The 25,329-nt window shown below is 36.8% G+C and carries 18 protein-coding genes; 13 read left to right on the forward strand and 5 right to left on the reverse strand.

Features of this window, described 5'->3' with window-relative positions; all coding sequences use genetic code 11:
- Window positions 1-60: 60 nt before the first annotated feature.
- Both B0E34_RS06715 and B0E34_RS06720 read right to left on the reverse strand, forming a co-directional pair.
- Window positions 61-1,656, reverse strand: coding sequence for a peptide chain release factor 3 (locus B0E34_RS06715; protein ID WP_087708140.1), 1,596 nt, complete (start codon window positions 1,654-1,656; stop codon window positions 61-63).
- Window positions 1,657-2,605: 949 nt separating this feature from the next.
- Window positions 2,606-3,784 carry an MFS transporter gene (locus tag B0E34_RS06720; protein ID WP_087708056.1) on the reverse strand — a complete coding sequence of 393 codons (1,179 nt, stop codon included), beginning with the start codon at window positions 3,782-3,784 and terminating at the stop codon, window positions 2,606-2,608.
- A 377-nt stretch (window positions 3,785-4,161) separates the two neighbouring features.
- Here B0E34_RS06720 and B0E34_RS06730 point away from each other — a divergent pair, with 377 nt between their 5' ends.
- The 8 genes from B0E34_RS06730 (at window position 4,162) to B0E34_RS06765 (ending at window position 16,910) form a co-directional block, all read left to right on the forward strand.
- Window positions 4,162-4,992 carry a CPBP family intramembrane glutamic endopeptidase gene (locus B0E34_RS06730; protein WP_087708060.1) on the forward strand — a complete coding sequence of 277 codons (831 nt, stop codon included), beginning with the start codon at window positions 4,162-4,164 and terminating at the stop codon, window positions 4,990-4,992.
- Window positions 4,993-5,109: 117 nt separating this feature from the next.
- Complete coding sequence (gene rdgB, locus B0E34_RS06735) at window positions 5,110-5,685, forward strand: RdgB/HAM1 family non-canonical purine NTP pyrophosphatase (protein ID WP_370688420.1); 576 nt, start codon at window positions 5,110-5,112, stop codon at window positions 5,683-5,685.
- Window positions 5,686-5,830: 145 nt separating this feature from the next.
- Window positions 5,831-6,745, forward strand: coding sequence for a ribonuclease Z (locus B0E34_RS06740; RefSeq protein WP_087708062.1), 915 nt, complete (start codon window positions 5,831-5,833; stop codon window positions 6,743-6,745).
- Between the two features lie 5 nt (window positions 6,746-6,750).
- Window positions 6,751-7,521: a TIGR02757 family protein gene (locus B0E34_RS06745; RefSeq protein WP_165762960.1), complete on the forward strand. Its 771-nt coding sequence runs from the start codon at window positions 6,751-6,753 to the stop codon at window positions 7,519-7,521.
- A gap of 12 nt (window positions 7,522-7,533) precedes the next feature.
- Window positions 7,534-8,085: a DUF1003 domain-containing protein gene (locus B0E34_RS06750; protein ID WP_087708064.1), complete on the forward strand. Its 552-nt coding sequence runs from the start codon at window positions 7,534-7,536 to the stop codon at window positions 8,083-8,085.
- Window positions 8,086-8,285: 200 nt separating this feature from the next.
- A complete protein-coding gene (locus tag B0E34_RS06755; RefSeq protein ID WP_087708066.1) occupies window positions 8,286-10,646 on the forward strand; it encodes a choice-of-anchor L domain-containing protein in 2,361 nt (786 codons plus the stop codon).
- 166 nt (window positions 10,647-10,812) lie between these two features.
- Window positions 10,813-14,418: a choice-of-anchor L domain-containing protein gene (locus B0E34_RS06760; RefSeq protein ID WP_087708067.1), complete on the forward strand. Its 3,606-nt coding sequence runs from the start codon at window positions 10,813-10,815 to the stop codon at window positions 14,416-14,418.
- A gap of 119 nt (window positions 14,419-14,537) precedes the next feature.
- Window positions 14,538-16,910: a choice-of-anchor L domain-containing protein gene (locus B0E34_RS06765; RefSeq protein WP_087708069.1), complete on the forward strand. Its 2,373-nt coding sequence runs from the start codon at window positions 14,538-14,540 to the stop codon at window positions 16,908-16,910.
- 93 nt (window positions 16,911-17,003) lie between these two features.
- Here B0E34_RS06765 and rsmA read toward each other — a convergent pair whose 3' ends face one another.
- Window positions 17,004-17,774, reverse strand: a complete 771-nt coding sequence (gene rsmA, locus B0E34_RS06770) for a 16S rRNA (adenine(1518)-N(6)/adenine(1519)-N(6))-dimethyltransferase RsmA (protein ID WP_087708070.1) — start codon at window positions 17,772-17,774, stop codon at window positions 17,004-17,006.
- A gap of 92 nt (window positions 17,775-17,866) precedes the next feature.
- Between rsmA and B0E34_RS06775 the strand changes: the two genes are divergently transcribed.
- The 5 genes from B0E34_RS06775 to rluF all read left to right on the forward strand — a co-directional run bounded on the left by B0E34_RS06775 (window position 17,867) and on the right by rluF (window position 21,828).
- Window positions 17,867-18,766: a cell division protein FtsX gene (locus tag B0E34_RS06775; RefSeq protein WP_087708071.1), complete on the forward strand. Its 900-nt coding sequence runs from the start codon at window positions 17,867-17,869 to the stop codon at window positions 18,764-18,766.
- 2 nt (window positions 18,767-18,768) lie between these two features.
- Window positions 18,769-19,068 (forward strand): DUF3098 domain-containing protein, encoded by a 300-nt coding sequence (locus B0E34_RS06780; RefSeq protein WP_087708074.1) that lies wholly within the window; start codon window positions 18,769-18,771, stop codon window positions 19,066-19,068.
- A gap of 89 nt (window positions 19,069-19,157) precedes the next feature.
- Complete coding sequence (locus B0E34_RS06785; RefSeq protein WP_087708076.1) at window positions 19,158-19,976, forward strand: undecaprenyl-diphosphate phosphatase; 819 nt, start codon at window positions 19,158-19,160, stop codon at window positions 19,974-19,976.
- A 389-nt stretch (window positions 19,977-20,365) separates the two neighbouring features.
- Entirely contained in the window at window positions 20,366-21,064 is a 699-nt protein-coding gene (truB, locus tag B0E34_RS06795; protein WP_087708080.1) for a tRNA pseudouridine(55) synthase TruB, read from the forward strand.
- 41 nt (window positions 21,065-21,105) lie between these two features.
- Window positions 21,106-21,828, forward strand: coding sequence for a 23S rRNA pseudouridine(2604) synthase RluF (gene rluF, locus B0E34_RS06800; RefSeq protein WP_087708082.1), 723 nt, complete (start codon window positions 21,106-21,108; stop codon window positions 21,826-21,828).
- Between the two features lie 536 nt (window positions 21,829-22,364).
- Here the strand turns inward: rluF and B0E34_RS06805 are convergent.
- Window positions 22,365-23,666 carry a helix-hairpin-helix domain-containing protein gene (locus B0E34_RS06805; RefSeq protein WP_087708145.1) on the reverse strand — a complete coding sequence of 434 codons (1,302 nt, stop codon included), beginning with the start codon at window positions 23,664-23,666 and terminating at the stop codon, window positions 22,365-22,367.
- A gap of 211 nt (window positions 23,667-23,877) precedes the next feature.
- Entirely contained in the window at window positions 23,878-25,116 is a 1,239-nt protein-coding gene (locus tag B0E34_RS06810; protein WP_087708084.1) for a hypothetical protein, read from the reverse strand.
- Window positions 25,117-25,329: the final 213 nt, after the last annotated feature.

Consider the following 25,329-nt stretch of genomic DNA (forward strand, 5'->3'; position numbering starts at 1 on the left):
ATAAAAAAATCCGCAGAAAAACTTCCGCGGATAATCTATTTAAAACAAATTATCTTTCAATTAAGCATTCTTAAACTCACTGATGAAATGCAGTTTCACATTCGGGAACTTCTCCTGCGTCATATGAATCGTGAAAGAAGAATCGGCAAGGAAAACCAACTGGTTGTATTTGTCTCTCGCTAAAAATCTCTGTTTCAGTCTTGCAAATTCCTTGAATTCATCCGATTTTTCATCCGCTTCAACCCAACACGCTTTGTGCATAGAAAGAGGTTCGTAAGTACATTTTGCCCCATATTCATGCTCCAGACGATACTGGATAACCTCATACTGAAGCGCACCCACTGTTCCGATGATCTTTCTGCCGTTCATTTCAAGGGTAAATAACTGTGCAACCCCTTCATCCATCAATTGATCGATCCCTTTTGCCAGTTGTTTTGCTTTCAACGGATCGTTGTTGTTAATATATCTGAAATGTTCAGGAGAGAAGCTCGGAATTCCTTTGAAATTCAGTTTTTCACCGCCTGTTAACGTATCTCCGATTCTGAAACTTCCCGTATCATGAAGACCTACAATATCTCCCGGGAAACTTTCATCAACCACCTCTTTTTTATCTGCGAAGAAAGCATTTGGTGAAGAGAACTTCATTTTTTTGCCCTCTCTTACCAAAAGATAATTTTCATTTCTCTTGAAAGTTCCCGAAACAATTTTCACGAAAGCCAGTCTATCCCTGTGTTTCGGATCCATATTCGCATGGATCTTGAAAACGAATCCTGTAAAACCATTTTCTTCAGGCTTTACAATACGCGTATCACTTTCCTTCGGTTGTGGCATCGGTGCAATATCAATAAAAGCATCCAGCAACTCACGAACCCCGAAATTATTCAAAGCCGAACCAAAGAAAACAGGCTGCAAATCCCCCTTCATATAATCTTCACGGTTGAATTCAGGATAAACCGACTGAACCAGATCCAGTTCATCTCTTAAAGTAGCGGCAGCTTTTTCGCCAATCACTTCATCAATTGAAGGATCATTAATATTGTCAAACTTTATCGCTTCACCCACCTTCTGTTTCTTCTCTTCCAAAAACAACTGGATATTGTTTTCCCAGATATTGTAAATTCCCTGAAAGTCAGCTCCCATACCAATTGGCAAAGAAAGCGGACAAACCGTTAATCCCAGTTTCTGTTCCACCTCATCCAGCAAATCGAAAGCATCCTTACCTTCACGGTCAAGCTTATTAATGAAAACCAGCATCGGAATGTTTCTCATTCTACAAACCTGAACAAGCTTTTCCGTCTGTTCCTCAACCCCTTTTGCAACGTCAATCACAACGATTACAGAATCAACCGCCGTTAAAGTTCTGTACGTATCCTCTGCAAAATCCTTGTGACCGGGAGTATCCAGAATGTTGATTTTGTGGTTTCTGTATTCAAAAGCCAATACCGAAGTTGCCACGGAGATTCCTCTCTGTCTTTCAATTTCCATGAAATCGGAGGTCGCTCCCTTTTTTATTTTGTTGGATTTTACCGCACCTGCTTCCTGAATTGCACCTCCGAAAAGCAAAAGCTTTTCCGTAAGAGTGGTTTTTCCGGCATCGGGGTGAGAGATAATTCCGAAGGTTTTTCTTTTTTCTATTTCTTTGATTAAGTCTGACATATCGTATTTTGAAGTTGCAAAAATCGGGAATTTTGTCGAATCCTGAAAATTTTGTTTGAACACAAATTTTTACACGAAAAAGCATGAATTTTATTTAACCGCAAACTCACAAAAGATTATAACACATTCGTAACAAATTTGTTTGAACTAATTTCAGAATTAACCACAAAAGGCACAAAAGACGATGGTAAAGCGAATTTCCAGAATAATCAAAGCAATCAAAAGAATAAAAATCAAAGATTTTTAAAAACTATTGCGAACTTTTTCATTTATAATGATCAACTTTAAATAAAAGTCTAGTCATCTTTTGTCCCTTTTGCGGTTAAATAAAAAGTTTAAACAGAATCAACTTAAGATTAAATTCTTTACACGTAACAGGACACATTAGTTTAAAAATCTTTGATTTTTTATTTTGAAGTTGTTTGAAGTAAGAGAGTTTGCTCCTTTAGGAGCAGAATCTGTGTAGAAATAAGAATAAATCCGCAAATCAATCCGTAGGATTGATATCTATAAATATGAGAAATTTTTTAAAGATAGCGTTCCTACGGAACGCAAAATGCATTGTGAATAAGGTGTCTACACAGATAAAACTCTATAGAGTTTTCTACCGTTTTACTTTAAACAACTTTTTTTGTTTGCTTTTGCCAAACTAAAAATAGGCTAAAAAAAAATCAAATTCGTGGAATTTGTGAAAACCATTTGTGTTATTCGTGTTTAAAAGATCTACGATGAGTTTAAATTTTATTGGAAAAACGCTAAGGCGCAAGATTTAAATAAGAGTTTTCCAGTCTTAAGACGCAAGGATAAAATCAAAGATTTTATTTTATAATTCTGATGATCAATTTTATCAAAGATAAAATCCTTGCGCCTTAAAAATTTAAGACTAGTAAAAATCCTGCGTCTTTGCGAAAACCAACCTGAGTCGTGTTAATTCTTGTAAAAATTAGTGCTATTTGTGTTTAAGCTTAAGCAAATAAGCCAGTCCCAATCCCACAAAAACCATCGCCGCACTGAAAGGAAAAATATAGCTCATCCCGTAAAGATCGGCAATTCCGCCAATCAGCGGTCCTGCAACACCAAGAGAAAGATCAATAAAAAGACCATATCCCGCCAAAGCGGAACCCTGATTGGATGAAGGCACACTTTTAATCGCCACCACACCCAAAGCCGGAAAAATTAATGAAAACCCAAGTCCCGTAACGCCGGCTCCCACAAGAGCCATTTGTGAATTCGTGGCAAACGAAATAATTAAAAGCCCGATAGTTTCCACCAAAAGACAGGCAATAGCGACCTTAATTCCTCCGTAATTATTGATTACATTATTGAAAACGAGTCGTCCTGCAACAAACAGTACCCCGAAAACACTCAGACATAAAGCGCCGTTATTCCAATGAAAGTAATTGTAATACAGGGTAATAAAAGTTGAAATACTCGCAAAACCAAGTCCTCCTAAAGCCAGACAAACGCCGAAAGGAGCCACTTTTCCCAAAACTTTCCAGAACGGCTGCGATTCCTTTATATTCGTATTGGTTTTATTGTCTTTGGTTTTTGCGAAAAGAAATCCTAAAATTCCAAGAATAATCGAAAGAATTCCGATTCCGTATAAGCTGAATTCATGCTCAATCGTTACGCCCAGAGAAGCTCCGATTGCCAATGCGCCGTAACAGGCAACGCCGTTGTAGGAAATAATTTTTGCCGTATGCTTTTCTCCGACTGCCATAATTGCCCAGTTGATGGGACTTGCACCGATCATTCCTTCCGCGCAGCCTGTAAGAAGACGTGTGATAATCAAAAATATTAAACTTAACCACGGAGAAAATTTAAAATAATAAGCAATGATCAGGAAAATTCCGGTCAGCGAAAAACTGATCATGCTGAATAAAACGGCTGGTTTCGGGCCTTTTCCATCAATGATTTTTCCGGAATAAGCTCTCAGGAAAAATGTAGAAACATATTGCAGACTGATGACCAAACCTGCAATCACCAGACTGAACCCAAGACTTTTATTAATGAAAATAGGAAGAACCGAAAGCGATAATCCGATAACGAAATACCCTATAAAGGTAAAACTTACATAACTGATTAAAGACAGATTAACATTCTCCGACTTTTTTACCAAACCCTGCATGTGAAAATATTAAGCTGCAAAGTTACTTCATTAAAACAGTATGAAAGAGAAATTTAACTTAAAATCTGTTTAACCTTTTTTATTTAACCGCAAAAGTTATAGAAGATAAGCTGAAATTTTATTCAAAATTTAATAACGATAAATGAAAAAGGCAACAACAGCTTTAAAAATCTTCGATTTTTAGTCTTTTGAGAATTTTGATTATTCTAATTATTGCGGAATAATGTTCTTTTGCAACTTTTGTGGTTAATTTTGAAATTTGTTTAAACATTTTAAAAAACATAAATGTAACCATGTATTTTAAGGTTAAACTTCTCTGCGATTCTCTTTTCTCATAATTTGAATTATCTTTGTTTCTCAATAAATTCTTAGATTCTATGGAAAAAAGTAAATATCCGAATTTCAAGTTTACATGGATTGGCGGTCTTGTTTTACTGGCAGGATTGTTTTTCGGAACAATGGTGGTTTCGTCTTTTAATGTTTTCTGGATGTTTACTTTCAAAGAAAATCTACAGTACAGAGACTGGTTTTTTATGATTACCAATGCCGCAGGATTTCTTACGGCTATTGCTTTTTTTGATTTTTTCATCGTGAGAAGAACAACAGGAATGAAGCTGAATTTCAATTTTTCTCCCACTAATTTTTCTACTTATCTCCTGATTTTTCCAATGATGATCGGGATGATGTTTATTGCAGAATTTATTACCGCCCAGATTCCTACAACGGGACCTTTTTTCGGGAAATATTACGATTTTTTTACCCAGATGATGGAAAAACTTACCGATGATCCGGTTGTGATGATCATTACTGCCGTTATCTGTGCGCCTATTTTTGAAGAAATTATTTTCAGGGGAATTATCCAGAAAGGATTGATGAATAAAGGCGTTGAACCAAAAATGGCAATTGTTTTTGCTTCCGTAATCTTTGGTGCGGTTCACGGAAATCCGTGGCAGTTTGTGGGAGCAGTTCTGTTAGGATGCGTTCTGGGATTGGTATATTACAAAACAAAATCTCTGCTTTTACCAATGCTTTTGCATGGTTTTAATAATTTATGTTCCACCTTATTAATCACTTATGTAAAAACGGAAAGCTTCGCAGATGCTTTTAAAGTTTCAGAATGGATCATACTGATGACAGGAATTGCACTTTTCTCCTTGTTTTATTTTCTTTTTATGAAAAAATATAAAGTGCATTATTCTGAAATTTAAATCTAAACACGAATGGCACTAAATTTTTACACACTAATTTCACTAATATCATTGGTGTTATTCATGATGATGATTTGAGGCTTAAACAAAATAGAAATTAAATAAATGAAATTGAATATGGAATTACTGGTAGCAACGCACAACATACATAAGAAAGAAGAAATTCAGCAGATTTTAGGCGATGAATTTGTCGTTAAAAGTCTTGCCGATTACGATCTTCATGAAGAAATCGTAGAAGACGGAGATTCTTTCAATGCCAATGCGTTAATTAAGGCGAAATACTGCTTCGAAAAAACAGGAATTCCAAGTTTGGGCGATGACAGCGGACTGGTTGTAGAATCTCTGGACGGAAGACCCGGGATTTTTTCCGCGCGTTATGCAGGAAATCATGATTTTGCCAAAAATATCGAAAAAGTTTTGGGCGAAATGGAAGGTATTGAAAACAGAAAAGCGTATTTCATTACTGTTTTATGCTATTACGACGAAAACGGAGCCAAATATTTCGACGGAAGGGTTCACGGAAATTTACTGAAAGAAAATAAAGGTTTCAAAGGGTTCGGCTACGATCCGATCTTCGTTCCGGAAGGGTACGACATGACTTTTGCAGAAATGGAACCGCAGGATAAAAATAAAATCAGCCACAGAAAACAGGCTTTGGATCTATTTTTGGATTTCCTGAAAGGGAAAGAATAGTTTGAGGTTGAGGCTAAGATGTATGGTGAAAACAGAAACCGGAATTTAGATATTTAAATTGGTTTCCACTACGTAATTTTAATCTCAGCCTAAATCTTAGTCTTAACCTAAATCCGTACATTTGTCACCTTAATAAACCATCGATTTGAGTACTTATTTAACGATATTAGGCTTTAATTCAGCAATTCCTACGGTGAATTCTTCTCCTACCGCGCAGTTTCTGGAGATGGAAGAACGGTCTTTCCTCATCGATTGTGGGGAAGGAACGCAGGTACAGTTGAGAAAAGCCAAAGCGAAATTTTCGAAGATCAATCATATTTTTATTTCTCATCTTCACGGAGATCACTGTTTTGGTTTACCAGGGCTTATTGCTTCCTTCAGACTTTTAGGAAGAGAAACGCCGCTTCACGTTTACGGTCCGAAAGGAATTAAGAAAATGCTGGAAACTATTTTCACGATTACAGAAACGCACCGTGGTTTTGAAGTGGTTTATCATGAACTGGATAAAGATTATTCAGAGAAAATTTACGAAGACAACAGGGTAGAAGTGTACACCATTCCTCTGGATCACAGAATATACTGCAACGGTTATCTGTTTAAAGAAAAACCGAAAGACAGGCATCTGAACATGAAGGAAATAGCGAAGTACAGCGAAATAGAAACCTGCGATTATCACAATATAAAAGCCGGAAAAGATTTTGTTTTAAGCGATGGATACGTTCTTAAAAATGAAATTCTTACCGTAGAACCTGCATCTTCTGTATCTTACGCCTTTTGCAGCGATACAAGATATCTGGAAAGTGTAATCCCGATCATTAAAAATGTAACCGTGCTTTATCATGAATCTACATTTCTTCACGATTTGAAGGAAATGGCAGATTATACAGGGCATACAACTGCTCTGGAAGCTGCAACGGTAGCCAGAAAAGCAGAAGTCGGAAAACTGATCTTAGGACATTTTTCCAATCGGTACGGAGATCTTACCGTATTTACCGATGAAGCAAGAACTGTTTTTCCCAATACTTTCTTACCGAAGGCACTGGAACCTGTAAAAATTTAAAAATAATGTTGAAGTTTGAAGAACTGAAAATCTTCTTAGATGAAAAAGCAGACCAGTACAATGATCCTGAATTTATAGAAAATGATCCGATCCAGATTCCGCATCGTTTTTCTCTGAAACAGGATATTGAAATTGCAGGATTTCTGGCGGCGACAATTTCGTGGGGAAACAGAAAAGCGATCATTAAATCGGCAGAAAAAATGCTCGATATTATGGGAAATTCACCCTATGATTTTGTTTTGAATCATTCGGAAAAAGATTTGAAATTTCTTGAAGGCAAAAGTGTCCACAGAACGTTTAACGGAGAAGATTTTGCTTATTTTATTAAGCAGTTTAACAGAATTTATACGGAGAATGAAAGTCTGGAAGATTTATTCAGGATAAATGATTCTGAGATTAATTTTTCTCATGCCATTGAACGTTTCAGAACACAGTTTTTGGGAATGGAAAAGCACAGAACGCACAAACATGTAAGTTCGCCGTATAAAAATTCTTCCACCAAAAGAATCATTATGTTTCTGCGCTGGATGGTGCGTAACGACAGGCGTGGCGTAGATTTTGGTCTTTGGGAAAATACAGATCCGAAACATCTGTCGATTCCTTTGGATGTACATACCGGAAATATTTCAAGAAAACTGGGGCTGATTACGAGAACGCAGAACGACTGGAAAACGGTGGAAGAATTAGATCTTATCATCCGTACATTTGATGAAAAAGATCCTGCAAAATACGATTTTGCACTGTTTGGATTAGGAGTTACCAAGGAATTAATTTAAAATTGAAACGCAATGAAAAAGAACGAAGAAAAAATTGAAGTATTAGAAAGAATTGCCAACGGAATTACATGGTGGATCGGTTCTATTCCGTCGCTCATTGCGCATACCCTGTTTTTTTTGATTTCTTTTCTTCTGCCGGTTCTTCATATTGTAGAATTTGATAAAATGCTGCTGATTCTTACCACAGTGGTTTCTTTAGAGGCAATTTATCTTGCCATTTTCATCCAGATGTCGGTGAATAAAAGTCATGAAAAGATTGAAGACATTCAGGAAGATATCGAGGAAATTAGTGAGGATATTGAAGATATTCAGGAAGATATTGAAGAGATCAGCGAAGACATTGAGGAAATCAGCGAGGATATCGAAGAAATTAATGAAGATATTGAGGATATTCAGGAAGATATTGAAGAAATTAATGAGGAAGAAGATGAAGAAGACCATAATGAGCGCGCCAAAAATGTAATGCTGAAAAGCAATGTAAGTTCCAACAAAAATGAAATTAAAGCACTGAAAGATAAGATCTCAGAATTGCAAAATATGATTGACGAACTGAAAAAAGATTAGTTAATCAACAGATAAAATTGTTGAAATAGTAAAATTCCACACAAAAAGACTGATAATTTTATCAGTCTTTTTTATTAATTCAGATAGAATATCTGTTATTTCTATAATTTTAAAATATTTTAGGTTATTTGTAGTATAACGCTTGTTTTTTGTTCTGATTTTAAGTAATAATTTAGTATTTTTGAACAAACAACAACAAAATGTTAAATTATAGATTAAAAAACTACTATTTCCTTTTAGTGTTGCTTCTGGTTTCGGGTTCCGTTTTTGCCCAAAAAGCATCAAGAAAACCAATCAAAGAAAAGCATACTAATTCGAGTTTAAAGTCAGGTGCATTTATAGATGTTAATGTCGCTTCCTATGCGCCATCATCTTATAATATAGAACAGCTTGTTAAAAATATCCTTATTACAGGCGGTTCAAGTTGTGCTGTTGCCAATGTTACCAACGTCACTGTTTCTCCCAATCAGCCCGCAACAGACCCCGAAAGAGCTTGGGGATATTTTCATAAAGGAACTACCGCTTTTCCGTTTACGGATGGTGTTGTATTGGTAACTGGAAAAGCCCGAAGAGCAGGAAATGTTTTGGAAACAGGATTAGGTGACACTGTTCCCGGATCCACCGTTAGTGATCCGGATCTTGTTACGGCAATTAATCCTTTGGCTCCTTTAAAAGATGCCGTTTTTATTGAATTCGACTTCGTTCCCAACAATACTCAGGTAAAATTCAATTATATTTTTGCTTCAGAAGAATATACCTCAGATTTCCCTTGTGGAGTTTATTCTGATGGTTTTGCTTTATTACTGAAAAAAGTAGGGGATCCTACTTATACCAATATGGCAATTTTACCCGGAACAGCGGGACCGGTAAGCGTTACCAACATTGTTCCTTCCGGTAATGGGTTCTCATGCGGACCTATTAACGAAGCTTACTTCGGAGGAATGAACACTTCAAATATCGAAACGAATTTCAATGGAAGAACAATTCCTTTAACGGCAACTGCAACGGTAATTCCGGGACAGACCTATCATTTTAAAATGGTTTTGGCTGATGCTTCCGACAGTGGTTTTGATTCTGCCGTTTTTCTTCAGGGAGGATCTTTTGATATCGGAATGACCATTGTAGACGGCAGCGGAAATCCTTTAACGACGGTGAATATGTGTGATAATACGCCGCAAACTCTTACTGCACAGATTGCTGCTGTTCCGGGAATGACTTTCCAATGGTACAAAGACGGTGTTGCAATTGCAGGGGCAACCAATGCGACCTATATCGCTACATCACCCGGTGTGTATGAGGTAAGAACATTTGTGGGCGGAACCAACTGCCAGACAGCTACCGTTACCATTGTAGGCGGAACAACGCCACCTGCACAGAATGCTACTTTAAAACTCTGTACAACACCATCTTTGGCAACATTTAATTTAAATGATGCAACGCCGCAGATTACAACTTCCACTACGGCTATTGTTCGTTATTATGTGAATCAGGCAGATGCTGTTGCTCAGAATGCAAACTATCTTACGGCGGCGCAAATGGCAAGTTATAACGGAACAGACGGACAGGTTTTGTATGTCGTGGTTTCCAACGGAGCTTTCTGTAGCAAAACAGTAACTTTAACTTTAAGAAAAGAAGCAACGCCTGTTGCACAGCTTACGGCAACAAAAGTAAGAATCTGCTTAGGCGAATCTACAACTTTAACAGCTTCTAACGGAGCAACCTATCAATGGACGAATTTATCGGGAACCGGAGCTACACAAACAGTTTCTCCAACCCAGACTACAACATATTCTGTTTATGCGATCGGAACACAGGGATGTAAATCTTTACAGCCTGCATCCGTTACTATAGAAGTTGTTCCGGCTATTAAATCAACACTTTCCGGTGGAATGATCTGTCAGGGAGATGTTATTAATTTAGACGCAGGAGCAGGCCCGAACTATACATATCTGTGGAGTAATGGAGCAACATCTCAGACGATTTCTGTAGGAACTCCGGGAACATACAGTGTAACCATTACCAATGGAGTGTGTTCAAAGGTCTTTACAACACAGGTTATTCAGGCGGTTATTCCGGAAGTTATTAATGTTAACTATAATGAAAACGGAACCATGATTATTACGGCAAGTAACCCAAGCAACGGTGTTTTGGAATATTCTGTTGATAATGGTTTAACATGGCAAAATTCAAATACATTTACCAATGTGCCGAGAAATACAGTTATTGCCATTAGAGTGAGAGTGAAGAATACAAGCTGTGTAGGCTTCCTTGAATATTTCACATTTGTAATGCAGAACGTTATTACGCCAAACGGAGATAACATTAATGATATCATTGATTTCCGAATCGTGAATAAAAACAAAGACTTTAAAGCCTCTATTTTTGACCGTTACGGAAGAGAGGTTTACAGAGAAAGCAGCTTACAGCCTTATTGGGACGGATATTTCCAAGGTAAACGACTGAATACCTCATCATACTGGTATCAGGTAAGTTTTGAAGATCCTGCAAGTAAAAAGCCTGTCGTAAAAACAGGATGGATCTTATTGAAAAATTTTGAATAATTTAATCAAAATAGAAAGACCAACAATTTGTTGGTCTTTTTTTCGTTTTAGAGATAATTGAAATTACTTTTTTTACAGGATATTTAATTATATAAGTGATAATGTAATTAGTACCGAATTGAAATTCAATTGAAAAAAATAGTATTTTTGTTTAAAATAATATAAAATGTTAAATAGGAGGACAAAAAATTTATTTTTGGCTTTGCTTTTGGTTTTTGTAGGGAATTTCGTTAATGCACAGAAAGGCAGAGACGGAAAAGGAGTTGTGAGCAGACAAACCCCTGAAAACATGAAAGCCGGAGCTTTTATAGATGTAAATACAGCCGCTTATCCGGAATCTTCATACAGTATCACACAATTGGTAAAAGATGTCCTCATTAGTGGAGGATCTGCATGTTCTGCTGCGAATGTAACGAATGTATCTGTTTCTCCAAATTTAGCAGTGACAGACCAAAACAGAAGCTGGGGATATTTTAATAAAGCAACCACCAATTTCCCTTTTGCAAAAGGAATTGTTCTTACAACAGGATATGCGAGAAAAGCTGGAAATGATCTTCAGGGAACTTTAAGTGACGGTTTAGGTTCCGGAGGAGATGCAGATTTGGCAGCAGCTCTTGGAGTTCCAAACAATCAGCTTAACGATGCGACTTACATAGAATTCGATTTTGTTCCGGCTTCTACTAAAGTTACTTTCAGATATTTATTCGCTTCAAAAGAATATCAGACAAACTTCCCATGTACCATCAGCGATGGTTTTGCTCTTTTATTAAGAAAAGTAGGGGATCCTTATACCAATCTTGCTGTTTTACCGGGAGGAGCAGGTCCTGTAAGTGTAACGAATATTCACCCTTCCACACAATATCAGACGGGTGCTCCATTGGCTTGCGGAGCTGCAAACGTATCGTATTTCGGAGGATATAATATTCCTCAGATCGAAACGAACTTTAACGGACGTACTGTTCCGTTAACGGCAACAGCAACAGTAATTCCGGGGCAGACTTATCATTTCAAAATGGTTTTGGCAGATTATCAGGATGCTAATTTCGATTCTGCGGTATTTCTTGAAGCAGGATCTTTCGATATTGGTGTGCAGTTATTAGATCCGGCGGGAGTTACACTTCCTTCCTCCATCAACGTCTGTGATAATACTCCGCAGACATTCACTGCGTCAGTTCAGGGAGGTGGAGCTACTTATCAATGGTATTTGGGAACAAACCCTATTCCGGGAGCAACCAATGCTTCTTACACGGCAACTCAGCCGGGAGTATATTCAGTTCAGGTATTTTTACCCGGAAACACCTGTCCGGGAACAGCTTCCATTACTATTGTCGGGGGAACTTCGCCCACGGTTCAGAATGCAACACTCACATCCTGTTACACACAGGGTAATGCTACTTTCAACTTAACGTCGGCACAACCTTCAATCAGTACAACACCGGGAGCTACATTTGCTTATTATGTGAATCAGGCAGATGCGGTTGCAGGAAACGGAAATACGATTGCGAATCCGACCGCCTTTTCAAGTCCGGGACAGACGGTGTATGTTTCAGTTAAAAACGGATTTTGTTCCAAAGTTGCTGAATTACAACTGATAAAAGCGCCTCAGATTACGGCAACTATTGCTACACCGGGAGTTTTAACATGTACAAATTCACAGGTTACGTTAAATGCTTCGAGTTCAGTATATCCTACAGGTTCTACATTTAGCTGGACAACTACCAACGGAAATATTGTTTCAGGAGCAAATACCTTAAATCCTGTTGTAAATACCGCGGGAACGTATACTTTAACCATATCTAATATATACCAGCCGGGAAATGTTAGCTGTACCGGAACAGCGAATGTAACCGTTACAGGAGACAGCGCGCCGCCAACTACAGGATTAACGGCTTCAAAAATTTTAATCTGTTCAGGAGAATCGGTAACTTTAACGGCTTCCGGCGGGGCTACTTACAATTGGGTTGGTCTTCCGGGAAATGGAGCGACACAAACTGTTTCTCCTACGACGACCACGACGTATACGGTTACTGCGGTGGGAGCGAACGGATGTGTTTCTGCTACTCCTGCAACGATTACGATACAGGTGACTCAGCCAATTACCGTTCAGAATGCTACTTTATTAAAATGTTATCAGAACGGAGGAATTAATTATAATTTAACGGAAGCACAGCCACAGATTACAACAGCACCAGGAGTTACTTTTGCCTATTATCTGAATGTTGCGGATGCCAATGCCGGAAATACGAATACAATTGCCAATCCTGCATCTTTTAACAGTGCTGGAGGACAGACTATTTATGTTTTGGTGACAAACGGAGGGTGTAAAAATGTGGTCACATTACAGCTTTTGTCTACTCCTCAAACAACTTTAACCATTAATCCGCCTCAGCAGATTACCTGTACCACTCCTCAGGTTACATTGAATGCTTCTGCTTCTGTAATTCCTGCAGGATCTACCATTACATGGACCGCAACCGGTGGAGGAAATATTGTTTCTGGAGCTAATACATTAACTCCGGTGGTAAACGCGGGTGGAGTATATACTTTAACGGTAACCAATATCAACCAGCCCGGAAATGTAAACTGTACGTATACTTTAAACGTTACGGTAACACAAAATACAACCGCTCCGACAGCGACTGTAACTTCTACGGTATTACAGATATGTTCAGGAGAATCTGTTACTTTAACGGCTTCCGGCGGTGCAACCTATAACTGGACAGGACTTATAGGAAATGGAAATACACAGGTAGTTTCGCCTACTTCTACAACTACCTACACTGTTTTTGCTGTGGGTACTAATGGATGTGTTTCAGCGACTCCTGCTACCATTACAATAATCGTGGCTCCTCCTGTAGCAGTTTTAACTGCTTCTCAAATGAAAATATGTGCAGGTGAATCTGTAACTTTAACAGCAACCGGCGGAGTTACTTACGAATGGGTAGGTTTACCGGGCAACGGAAGTACACAGATTGTATCTCCAACAGCTACAACTACCTATTCTGTCTTTGCTTTAGGTGGAAACGGATGTAAAGTGGCTAATCCTACTTCAATTACCATTCAGGTTGTCCCTGCAATTGTTTCTACTCTGAAAGATGTTAATGTTTGTGCGGGAGATTCAGGAATTTTAGATGCAGGCTCAGGAACAAATTATACGTATGTATGGAATACAGGAGCAACAACACAAACCATTTCTGTAAGTACACCGGGAACTTATACGGTAACGATAAGTAATGGGGTTTGTTCTAAGGTATTTTCTGCACAGCTTATCAATCCTACATTGCCGCAGTTTACAAATATTTCCTACGAGAACCATATTTTAACACTGTCTACGACAAATCCGACAGGCGGAACTCTGGAATATTCTGCTGATAATGGTTTTAGCTGGCAGACTTCCAATGTATTTACTAATATTTTGGATAATACGAATTATAATCTTCAGGTAAGAGTGAAAGATGCGAAATGTAGCACTTCAATATCTTTCTTTACTTTCGTTGTTATCAATGCCATTACTCCGAATTCTGACGGTAAAAACGATATTGTAGATTTTACGGGAATCAGCACATATAATAATTTTGCAGCCTCTATTTTCGACAGATACGGACAGGAAGTATTTAAAGCATCCAAAAACCAGACTTTCTGGAACGGAATGTTGCGGGGAAGTTTAGTGTTGCCAACTGCTACTTACTGGTACAGAGTACAATGGGAAAATCCCGCCAGTAAAAAACTCGAGCAGAGAAGCGGATGGATTTTACTGAAAAACAGAAATTAAAAGATATTAAAATTGAAAACCTTTCTTATGAAAGGTTTTTTTGCTTTTTTAGCATAAAAATGCCAAATAAATGTGTGGTATATTCAAAAAAAAATTAAATTTGTTAAAACAAAAATATTATGAAGAGATATCTACTATTGTTTTCTTTATTCGCGGTCTCCTCATCGAGTCTCTTTTATTCACAAAAAAATACAAACAGAAAGCCTCAGCAAGAAAAGGCTTCCTCTCTTACAATGAAAGCGGGTGCTTTTATTGATGTGAATACTCCTACATATCCTGCATCAGCTTATACCCCTTTGCAGCTGGTAAAAGATGTGTTGATTTCATCAGGAACCAATTCCTGTGTTACACCTAACGTTTCCAACGTGCAGGTGAGCCCGAATCTTCCGGCAACGAATGCAAACAGATCTTGGGGATATTTCAACAGAGGAACAACCAGTTTTCCTTTCAAGGATGGTATTGTTCTTTCTACGGGATATGCTCAGAAAGCCGGAAACAGCTATATTAGCTCTACTTTAGGAGATGATTTGCCGACGGGTAGTGATCCGGATCTTGTTGCGGCAACGAATCCTTCTGCAACACTTAATGATGCCGTTATTCTGGAGTTTGATTTCGTGCCTACTTCCAGTCAGGTGAAATTTAATTACCTTTTTGCTTCTGAAGAATATACAGGAACTTTCCCTTGTAGCTTCTCAGATGCATTTGCTTTATTATTAAAACCTGTAGCCGGCGGACCTTATGTTAACATGGCTGTATTACCGGCTCCGGGAACAGGACCGGTGAGTGTAACCAATATTCACCCGCAAAACAGTTTTGCGGGAACCAATATGGGATGCGGTGCTCCAAACGTTGCCTTTTTTGGAGGGTACAATACTGCTAATATAGAAACCAACTTTAACGGAAGAACTGTTCCTTTACAGGCAACCGCTACAGTAGTTCCAGGACAGGCATACCACTTTAAAATGGTTTTGGCAGATGCTATAGACAGCAGCTATGATTCTGCAGTATTTTTAGATGGTGGATCTTTCAATATTGGAGTAGAATTATTAGATCCTTCCGGAGCAACATTACCGGAGCAAATTAATGTATGCGACAATGTTCCTCAAGTAATTACTGCATCGGTTAGTGATCCGAATATGACGTATCAGTGGTTCTTCAACGGAGTTGCAATTCCGGGAGCTACCTCTCCTACGATTACAGCAACACAGCCGGGGAATTACGAAATTCAGGTTTCATTCCCTGGAAGTCCTTGTCCGGGTAAAGCCAATATCAAAATAAACGGAGGAACAACACCAGCCGCAGTAGATGCAACATTACTGCTCTGTACAACTCCGGATGTCACCTGGTTTGATCTTACCAATTCAATGGCGTCAATCAGTACAACGCCGGGTGCAGTATTCTATTTTTATGTAAATCAGGCAGATGCAATTGCCCAGAACAATAATTACATTCAGGATATTCTTCACTACAATGGTAATGATGGACAGATTCTTTATGTCGTGGTATCGAATGGAGGTTTCTGTAGTAAAATGGTAAAATTAACATTATCAAAAGAAGCAACTCCTGTTGCAAGTGTTGTGGCATCGAAAATTAAAGTCTGTCCGGGAACTGTAGTAGATCTTACGGCAACCGGCGGGGTAACTTATCAATGGGCAAACTTCTCAGGAACAGGCAATACCCAAAGTGCAACAGTATACAATACAACAACGTTCTCTGTATATGCATTGGGAACAAAAGGATGTAAATCTTTACAGCCTGCAAAAATCACCGTTGAGGTAGTTCCGGAAATCACTTCGACATTAATGGATGTAGAAATGTGTCAGGGAGACAGAGTAACTTTAGACGCAGGAGCAGGACCGAATTACACTTATCTGTGGAGTACAGGTGCGGTGACCAGAACAATAGAAGTAGACCAGTTGGGTATTTATTCTGTAACCATTAAGAACGGATTTTGTCAGGAAACTTTCACTGCAAAAGTGATGGCAGCAGCTTCTCCGTTTGTTTCTAATATTGATTACAGCAACAATACGTTAACAATTACTGCGCAGGTTCCTATGATCAATAATATTCCTCAGACAGCGGAATATTCTGTGGACGGTGGTATTTCATGGCAGCAGTCTAATGTATTTACAGGACTTTCCAACAATACCCACTACGACATTCAGGTAAGAACTGTAGGAACACATTGTGTAGGAGCTTTAGAATTCTTCACACTGAATATTGCAAATATGATTACTCCAAATCAGGATGGTGTTAATGATACATTGGATCTTACTGCTCTTGGAAACTTTAATAACTTCACAGGTTCTGTGTATGACAGATATGGCTCAGAATTATTCAGATTCTCCAAAGAAAACCCAATCTGGAACGGAACTTTAGGAGGCAAAAAGCTGCCAACTGCAACGTACTGGTATAAATTTAACTTCCAGTATCCGAAATCAAAAACAAGCATGAGCCAGTCTGGCTGGATTATGTTGAAAAACAGAGAATAAAAAATCAATCGATAATGCAAAATGAAAGCCCTTCAAGAAATTGAGGGGCTTTTTTAGGATTAATTAAGTTATATCTCTTCTGAACTTTTATTACTAAACACTTTCTTTCCAGAGCTGTGTAAATGAGATGAAATCTGCCACGCTGAGTTCTTCAGCTCTTTTATCCATAAACTCATGGGTTTTTAAAGCTTCCGGAATATTTAAAATTTTTAAGGCATTCGACAGCTTTTTTCTTCTCTGGTTAAAACCTGCCTTTACGATTTGTTTAAACAATACTTCATTTCCTGCCAAACCTTCTTTAGGATTTCTGGTGATTCTGATAACGCCGGATTTTACTTTTGGCGGCGGATTGAAGACGTTTTCATGAACGGTAAACAAATATGAAGTATCATAATAAGCCTGAATCAGGACAGAGAGAATTCCGTAATCTTTCGTTCTTGGAACGGCGGCTGTTCTTTCCGCTACTTCTTTCTGAAACATTCCCACCATTTCCGGGATTAGCTCATAATGATCGATAATCTGAAACAAAATCTGCGAAGATATGTTGTAAGGAAAATTTCCGATAATGGCAATCTGCTCTCCGTTGGTAAACTGAAAGTCCTGCTTCAGAAAATCTCCCACAAAAGTTTCTTCGGTTACTTTAGAATAGTTTTCCTTTAAATATTCTATGGATTCTTTATCGATTTCTGCAAGGTAAATCTGCTGTTCTTTTTCCAGCAGATATTTGGTGAGAACTCCCATTCCGGGACCCACTTCCATTACCTTATTGTAGCCCTCAAAACTCAGACTTTCTACGATTTTTCTTGCGATGTTTTCATCCGTCAGAAAGTGCTGACCAAGATGCTTTTTTGCTTTTACACTCAATGTTTTTTATGATTTTATTAACAGTGATTTTCTCTTTTTCGTTCCCAAATTTCGGAAGATTTTTTCTATTTTAGCCAAAAATTTTAATATTAATGGCTAAATCTGTAGATGAATTTAATAAGAAAAGGCTTAGGTCTAGCAATATTACAGTAGTAATAAGTATTGCCTTAGTGTTATTTTTGTTGGGATTAATGGGACTTATTTTAATCAATGCCCAGAAATATTCCGACTATATCAAGGAGCAACTTGTGGTAAATGCTTACTTTGATGAAAACTATGATGCAAAGGATTCTGTAAAAATTGCGAAAATGGAAGCTGAGGTTTTCAAAGAAATTCAGACACTGGCTCCGGTAAAGAAAGCAACGTATATTACCAGAGAAATGGCTTCCAAAGAAGCTAAAAAAGCAATGGGGATTGATACGGATGCGCTTTTCGAAGAAAATATTTTCCCTTCATCTGTAGAAATTGCCCTAAAACCGGAATATGTAGATCCGGCAAAGATCGATGAAGCCATTAAAGCCATTAAAGCCGTTCCGGGAATTATCGACGTAAAGAACGACAGTACTTTAATGGTAGATGTGTACAACAACCTGAGCAGAATTCTGAAATGGATCTTAGGATTTTCCATCCTGTTTTTAATTCTGGCGGTTGTATTAATTAACAACTCCATCCGTCTGAAAATATTCTCCAAGAGATTTATTATTAAAACCATGCAGCTTGTAGGAGCGAAGAGAAGATTCATCCTGAAACCTTTCATCATCGAAGCGGTAGTTTTAGGGGCAATTGGTTCTGCAATCGGACTTCTGGTTCTTTTCGGAGCATGGTATTACTTTACAAGCCAGATCGGATCTGCCTTTGTACAGGACAACAACCAATACTTCTGGCTGGTTCTGCTGGTATTCGGAGTAGGAATTTTTATTACGGTTTTAAGTACGATTGTAGCTACCTGGAGATTCTTAAGATCAAACGTTGACGACTTATATTACTCTTAAAAATGAGCAAAAAAACAAATAAATTTTCCGCAGATAACTTCGGGAAAGAAACAACCGAAGTTCCAAAGGAGAACACTTTTTACTTCGGAAAAGAAAACTTTAAATGGATGTTGATCGGCTTGGCATTCATCGTGGTAGGGTTTCTTCTGATGATGGGAGCCGATGCCAATACAGTAGACGGAAAATACGATCCGAACTCATGGAATGAAGATATTTTTTCTATCCGAAGAATCAGGATTGCGCCATTATTTGTGGTGATTGGTTTCGGAATCGAAGTTTACGCGATTTTAAAAAGAAAGTAGAAATAAATTTTATTTGAAGATTAAGAAATTCGGAAATTTAGATCAGTCTAAATCTCTTGGTTTCTTAATCTTTTAATTTTGGATAAATTATGGATTTAATCAAAGCAATTATTATTGCGATCATTGAAGGCTTAACAGAGTATCTGCCCATTTCGTCAACTGCACATATGGGTTTCACGGCAAATTTGCTGGGACTTGAAGAAACCGAATTTTTAAAAATGTTTCAGGTTTCCATACAGTTTGGGGCAATCCTTTCTGTGGTTGTGGCATACTGGAAAAAGTTTTTTGATCTGAAAAATTTACAGTTTTACTTTAAACTGGCTTTTGCAGTGGTTCCGGCTTTGGTTTTAGGGTATTTATTTGATGATAAAATTGAAGCGGTTTTAGGAAATCAGATCGCTATTTCTTCAGTTCTGGTTCTTGGAGGTGTTGTTTTACTGTTTGCCGATACATGGTTTAAAAATCCAAAAATTGATGATGAAAAAGGCATTACCATAAAAAAAGCAGTAACCATTGGTTTTTGGCAGTGTCTTGCAATGATGCCGGGAACGAGTAGGAGTGCAGCTTCCATCATCGGAGGTATGACACAGGGATTGACCAGAAAAGCAGCGGCAGAATTTTCATTCTTTTTGGCGGTTCCTACCATGTTGGCGGTAACGGTATATTCAGTTTTTGTAAAAACATGGGGTAAAGAAACACCTAATCCGCAGAAAGGTTATGAAATGATTATGGAATCTCAGGATCACATCATGATTTTCATCGTAGGAAATGTTGTTGCATTTATCGTTGCATTAATCGCCATCAAAGCATTCATCGGAGTTTTGAATAAATATGGTTTCAAACCTTGGGGTTGGTATCGTATTTTCGTTGGAATTGCTTTGCTGATTTATTTTTATTTCTTTAAATAAGAATGGACGAAAGAGTTTTTAGGAGTAAATTATTGCATATAGTTTCTATTGTTTTTTTTAATAACAACATTATTTCTAATTTTAGGAATGATGAATGAAATTAAAACTTTAAACTTGATTTATTTGTTAATTTTATCCATATTATCTCTAATTGTTTGCATTAAATTATTTAATAAGAAGCGAAATGTAATTGTTTTAATAAATACTTTTATATTGTTGCTTTTACCCTTTATATTATATTATTCATTTTCTGTGTACCCAACACACTTTATTTATGAGCCTGAAAATTTATTTTTTTGTTGTTTACTTATCATATACATGTTGTGGGTAAATAAAAATAAAATAGATAATAAAGGAATTGACGAAATTAATGAAATAGGAAAAAACAAATGACCGCTGAAGATCTACAATCTGGACATATATTTTTATTAGACAAACCCTTGGACTGGACTTCTTTTCAGGCGGTCAATAAAATGAAATATAAACTCAAAAGAGAGTTTGATTTACCCAAAAAATTCAAAATTGGTCACGCAGGAACTTTAGATCCGCGTGCAACGGGATTATTGATTGTCTGCTGTGGTAAATTCACCAAGAAAATTCCTGAAATTCAGGATGCCCCAAAAGAATACTGGACCGAAATAAAAATCGGCGCACAGACAGAATCGTACGATACCGAAAAGCCCGAAATTCTGCATCAGGATATTTCGCAGATTACAGAAGAGCAGATTAAAACCGCTTTAGAAAAATTTGTTGGAGAAATCGATCAGACTCCGCCTGTTTTTTCGGCAATAAAAATTGAAGGAAAAAGAGCATACGATCTTGCAAGAGCAGGAGCAGAAGTAGAAATGAAATCCCGTAAAACCACAATTTTTTATATTGATAATGTGAAAATTGATCTTCCGCTTGTAAGTTTTACAGTAGGCTGCTCAAAAGGAACCTATATTCGCAGCTTAGCTCACGATATCGGACAGGAATTGGGTGTGGGAGCTTATTTAACACAATTGAGACGGACAAAAATCGGAGAATATAAAATAGAAGATGCAACATCCGACTTTTTGGAAAATGATTTTAGATTTAACGAATCATAAAAAGAAATTTCTTTATTGATGAATACAGTCTGAAAAATAGTATGGAAAAAACAAGAATTAATAAATATTTATCTGAAGTAGGATACTGTTCGAGAAGAGCGGCAGACAAACTTTTGGAGGAAGGAAGAATCACCATTAACGGCAAAGTTCCGGAAATGGGAACAAAAGTTTCCGATGAAGATGTGATTGAAGTAGACGGAAAACCAATTCGTGAACCGGAAGAAAACCATGTTTATATTGCCTTTAATAAACCTGTAGGAATCGTTTGTACGACTGATACAAAACGTGAAAAAAATAACATCATTGATTATATTAATCATCCCAAAAGAATTTTCCCGATCGGAAGACTTGATAAGCCGAGTGAAGGTTTGATTCTTTTAACCAGCGATGGCGATATAGTAAATAAAATTCTGAGATCCCGAAACAACCACGGAAAAGAATATATTGTAAGAGTTGATAAACCGATTACGCCCAAATTTCTGGATAAAATGCGAAACGGAGTTCCGATTTTGGATACCGTCACTAAAAAATGCGAGGTCGAAAAAATTGATGAAATGAATTTCCGTATCGTCCTTACACAAGGTCTGAACCGACAGATCCGAAGAATGTGCGAATATTTAGGCTACGAAGTAAAGAAACTGAAACGAATCAGGGTTTTAAATATCAAACTGGATCTTCCCATCGGGAAATGGAGAGATCTTACAGAGGAAGAACTTTCTGCCTTACAAAAACTGGTTGAAGGTTCCAGTAAAACATATGACTAAACATAATAGAGATGCCGGATTGGACATCTCTTTTTTGTATACCTTAGACTTTTATCATATTCATATACAGTATTTTTGTTATTCTGACGAGAGAATAATCTCAAAAAGTTTTTTTATCTCCCGCAGATTTTACAGATTGCGCAGATTTTTTTCCAATTTAAAATTGTTTTTACTTTCTCAAAAGTATTTACAGCTTTTTGTCATCCTGAAAGGATCTAAGCAAATAACTTGAAAGAACAGCGAAGAGTAAAACGTTTAGAACCCTTCGACAAGCTCAGGGTGACATTGCGAATACTTCCTATAATACTTAAAACAATGAAGAATTGTTAAAAAAATATTTTGACAAAAAAAATTAACGCTGCATTGTCATTCTGACAGAGGAAGAATCTCAAAAAGTTTTATTTTATCTCGCGCAGATTGAGCGGATTAGGCAGATTTAATTAATAAATTTAAGTTGATTTATGTTGTTGATTTTAAATGTAATAATTTTATGTTCAGCTTCTTTTGCGATTCAATAAAAATGTAAAAATTGCATTCTACTTCAAATACCATTTCATTCTCATTTCATACTCCGGTTTCAGTTTCAGCATTTTCCAGATTTTCTTTTCATCTTTTTCGGAGATTCGGTAAAAAATAATTTTCTCTGCAGAATATTTAAAATAAGGATGATTTTTCAGCCATTCTTCCGGAGCATCCTGCAACGTATATTTCTGAACATTCGAAGTTGTAAGCGGTGCGGTTGAAAGTAATTTTTTCGTCAGTTCCGGATCAATATTGTACGTAGAGAGAATCTGTTCTTTATTTACAAATCCGCCAAGTTTATTTCGGAAACCGATCATCGAACCGGCTGCTTTTCCGTCAAATCCAAACTCCATAAGCTGTTTGTAGGTTATTGCGTTTAAATCTACCTTGGTAAAATCCGTTTTTTCCTGCTGCTTAGTTTCAGATTTGTCATTTTTACTCACCGCAATTGTTTCTGCATTGAATTTAATGAACGGCTTCATTTCCTCAAACTTCTCAGAAGAAATAACGAAACATTTCTGAATGTCTTCCAGACTTTTAAAACTTCCTTTTAAATTCCGGTCACGGTAATTGATGATAATTTGTGCCTGTTTATCGGAGAAGCCAAAAGATTTCCAGCCTTCAATATCCAATGCATTCGGATCGAAAGAATGATATTGAATTTTATTTTTATCGGCATTGAAATTTTTATCGGTTCTGTAATTTTCCGGTGTTTTCTCCGGCAGAATAAGATAAGGATCGATTTTCTGAAAATTCTCTTCACTGATGATAAAGCACTCCCTGAATTTCTCTTTGCTCACAAAACTTCCACCCAGATAACTTTTGTATTTTAAAATAGCTTCTGCCTGCTTTTCACTAAAGCCCATTTTAGTCCAGTCGTCTGCCGAATAAAGATCGGGGTTAAATTTCCCTCTCACCGTTATCGATTTTTTTTCAAAACTTTTGAATGCAACTGATTTTGCTTCTCTACTGGTTTCCGGAAGTAAAATATAGTGGTTCAGCTCAGAAAATTTTTCCTCAGAAATAGCAAAGCATTTTTTAAGCTGTTCCTTTGATGCAAACCTTCCTCCGACTACTTTCTTATAGTTGAGAATCGTCGCTGTTTGTTTCTCTGTAAAGCCTAGATTTTGCCATTGCTTTTCATCCAGTTCATTAGGGTCAAACTCTGTGAGATGGAGCACAGCGGATGGTTGTGTGATAAACTGAACATCAGGAAACTCTTCCTCTTTGTCCCTACTTGTATATTTTTGAAAAGCGAATAAAATGATCAGCAATATTCCCATGACTGCCAATCTCTGGTAATAGTTTTTTTTCATCGCTGTAAACTTAATTAATTTATTAAGCATTCGCAATGAGGGAATTGCAATTGGATTATTTTAGAATATAAATTTTAGGAATAGATTTAATAAATAAATGCCAACCGATATTGTTTAGGAAAATTTTAATAAAATAACTGTCTCACAAACAGTAATATTCTTTATATTATAGAAGTTTAGTAGTTTGTAAGACAGTTTTAAACACTTAAAATTAATTGCCAAATGGCAAACTGAACTTAACACCTACAATATTTTCTGAAGTTTTTTCATATCCTATATACTGTCTGTATTGATAAAAAGGGATGATATTTATAGAAGGAGCTCCTGTTTTATCTTTAAATGGCAGTACAATACCGGCTGAGAAATTATCAATATTACTTACATCATTGGTTGTATTGGGTTTGATGAATTTTACATAGTCATATTTTAGTTCCAATCCGATATTAAATTTTTTGTAGATAATAATTCCCTGTAAACCGTAATCGAATAAAAATAGATTGTAAAATTCATTATTGTCAAGCTCATAAACATTTTTTGCGCTTTCCGAGATATAGGTTTCGTTTGTAAGGGATCTTATCTTATTCCATTGTGAAGTCTGATTGATTTCTGAAAGATTATGTTTTCTTGTTCCCTTCAGGTATAAATTTCCATATAGTAAAACATTTTTTGTTTCCCGGTACGCATTGAAAGAGGTCTGTACGGAGAATAGATTAATTGTCTCTTTATAAGGATTTTTTAAACTGGCAGTATCCCCTTTAATCGTATAATAAAAATTGTCTTGTGCGATAGGATTTACATTAAATTTCACCCAGAACAGTGTTTTACCGGTCCATAATTTTTCTGCCAATAATGTTTCGTATTTCTGTACATATTTTGCTAATGAGTCTTTCTCATTATAATATACTTTAGTATTGAGGGTAATATCGTCAAGTTTAAGTTTAGTTTTTGCTGAATCTTTATTAGTAATTTCACCTTCCACTTTGTCATAAATACCTCCATACATAGCTTTATAATCATCCTTTGAAGGTTTTGTTTTGAAATTTTTAATAGGAGATAGAAGCCATGTAGCATTTAATCCGACTACTATGGTATTTCTGTTTTTCCAGTCGAAATATTCTCCTTCATTAGACAATGTGCCCGTAATATCTGCTGAAAAAAATATGTTACCCAATCTCTGCATGAATGGAGAAAAAGCAAAACTTTTATCTTTTGAATTAACATCTAATGCAGCATATCTTCCTGGTGCGTTTTTATTTTTATCACCAGTCTGTATATTTGCAAAATCTTTGAAGGCAAGTTCTCTGAAGGTTTCATCAGAAACAATTTTATTATTTTCTTTTATAACCTCATTAGTTCTTTCTTCTACCCATTTTTCCTTTGTTTCCTGTCCGGATACTATAATGCCAAATAATATCAGCAACAATGCTGATACATAAAATTTTGTTTTCATGGTGTATATTTTTAAAAAGTTTAGGTATAAAATTACGAGAGAATTGTAATTTTTACAATAACACTTTTGTGGTATAATTAATATTTTTTTGAGATGAAAATACAAAAAGCTGCCCGATCGGGCAGCTTCTATTATAATTAAAATTATTAAAGGTTCTAAATAATATTCTGTGATTTATGTAAAATAAAGATAGCCATCGAATATAACATTCAA

Origin of the sequence: Chryseobacterium mucoviscidosis (genome assembly GCF_002177115.1) — a bacterium.
Taxonomy (GTDB): Bacteria; Bacteroidota; Bacteroidia; order Flavobacteriales; family Weeksellaceae; genus Chryseobacterium; species Chryseobacterium mucoviscidosis.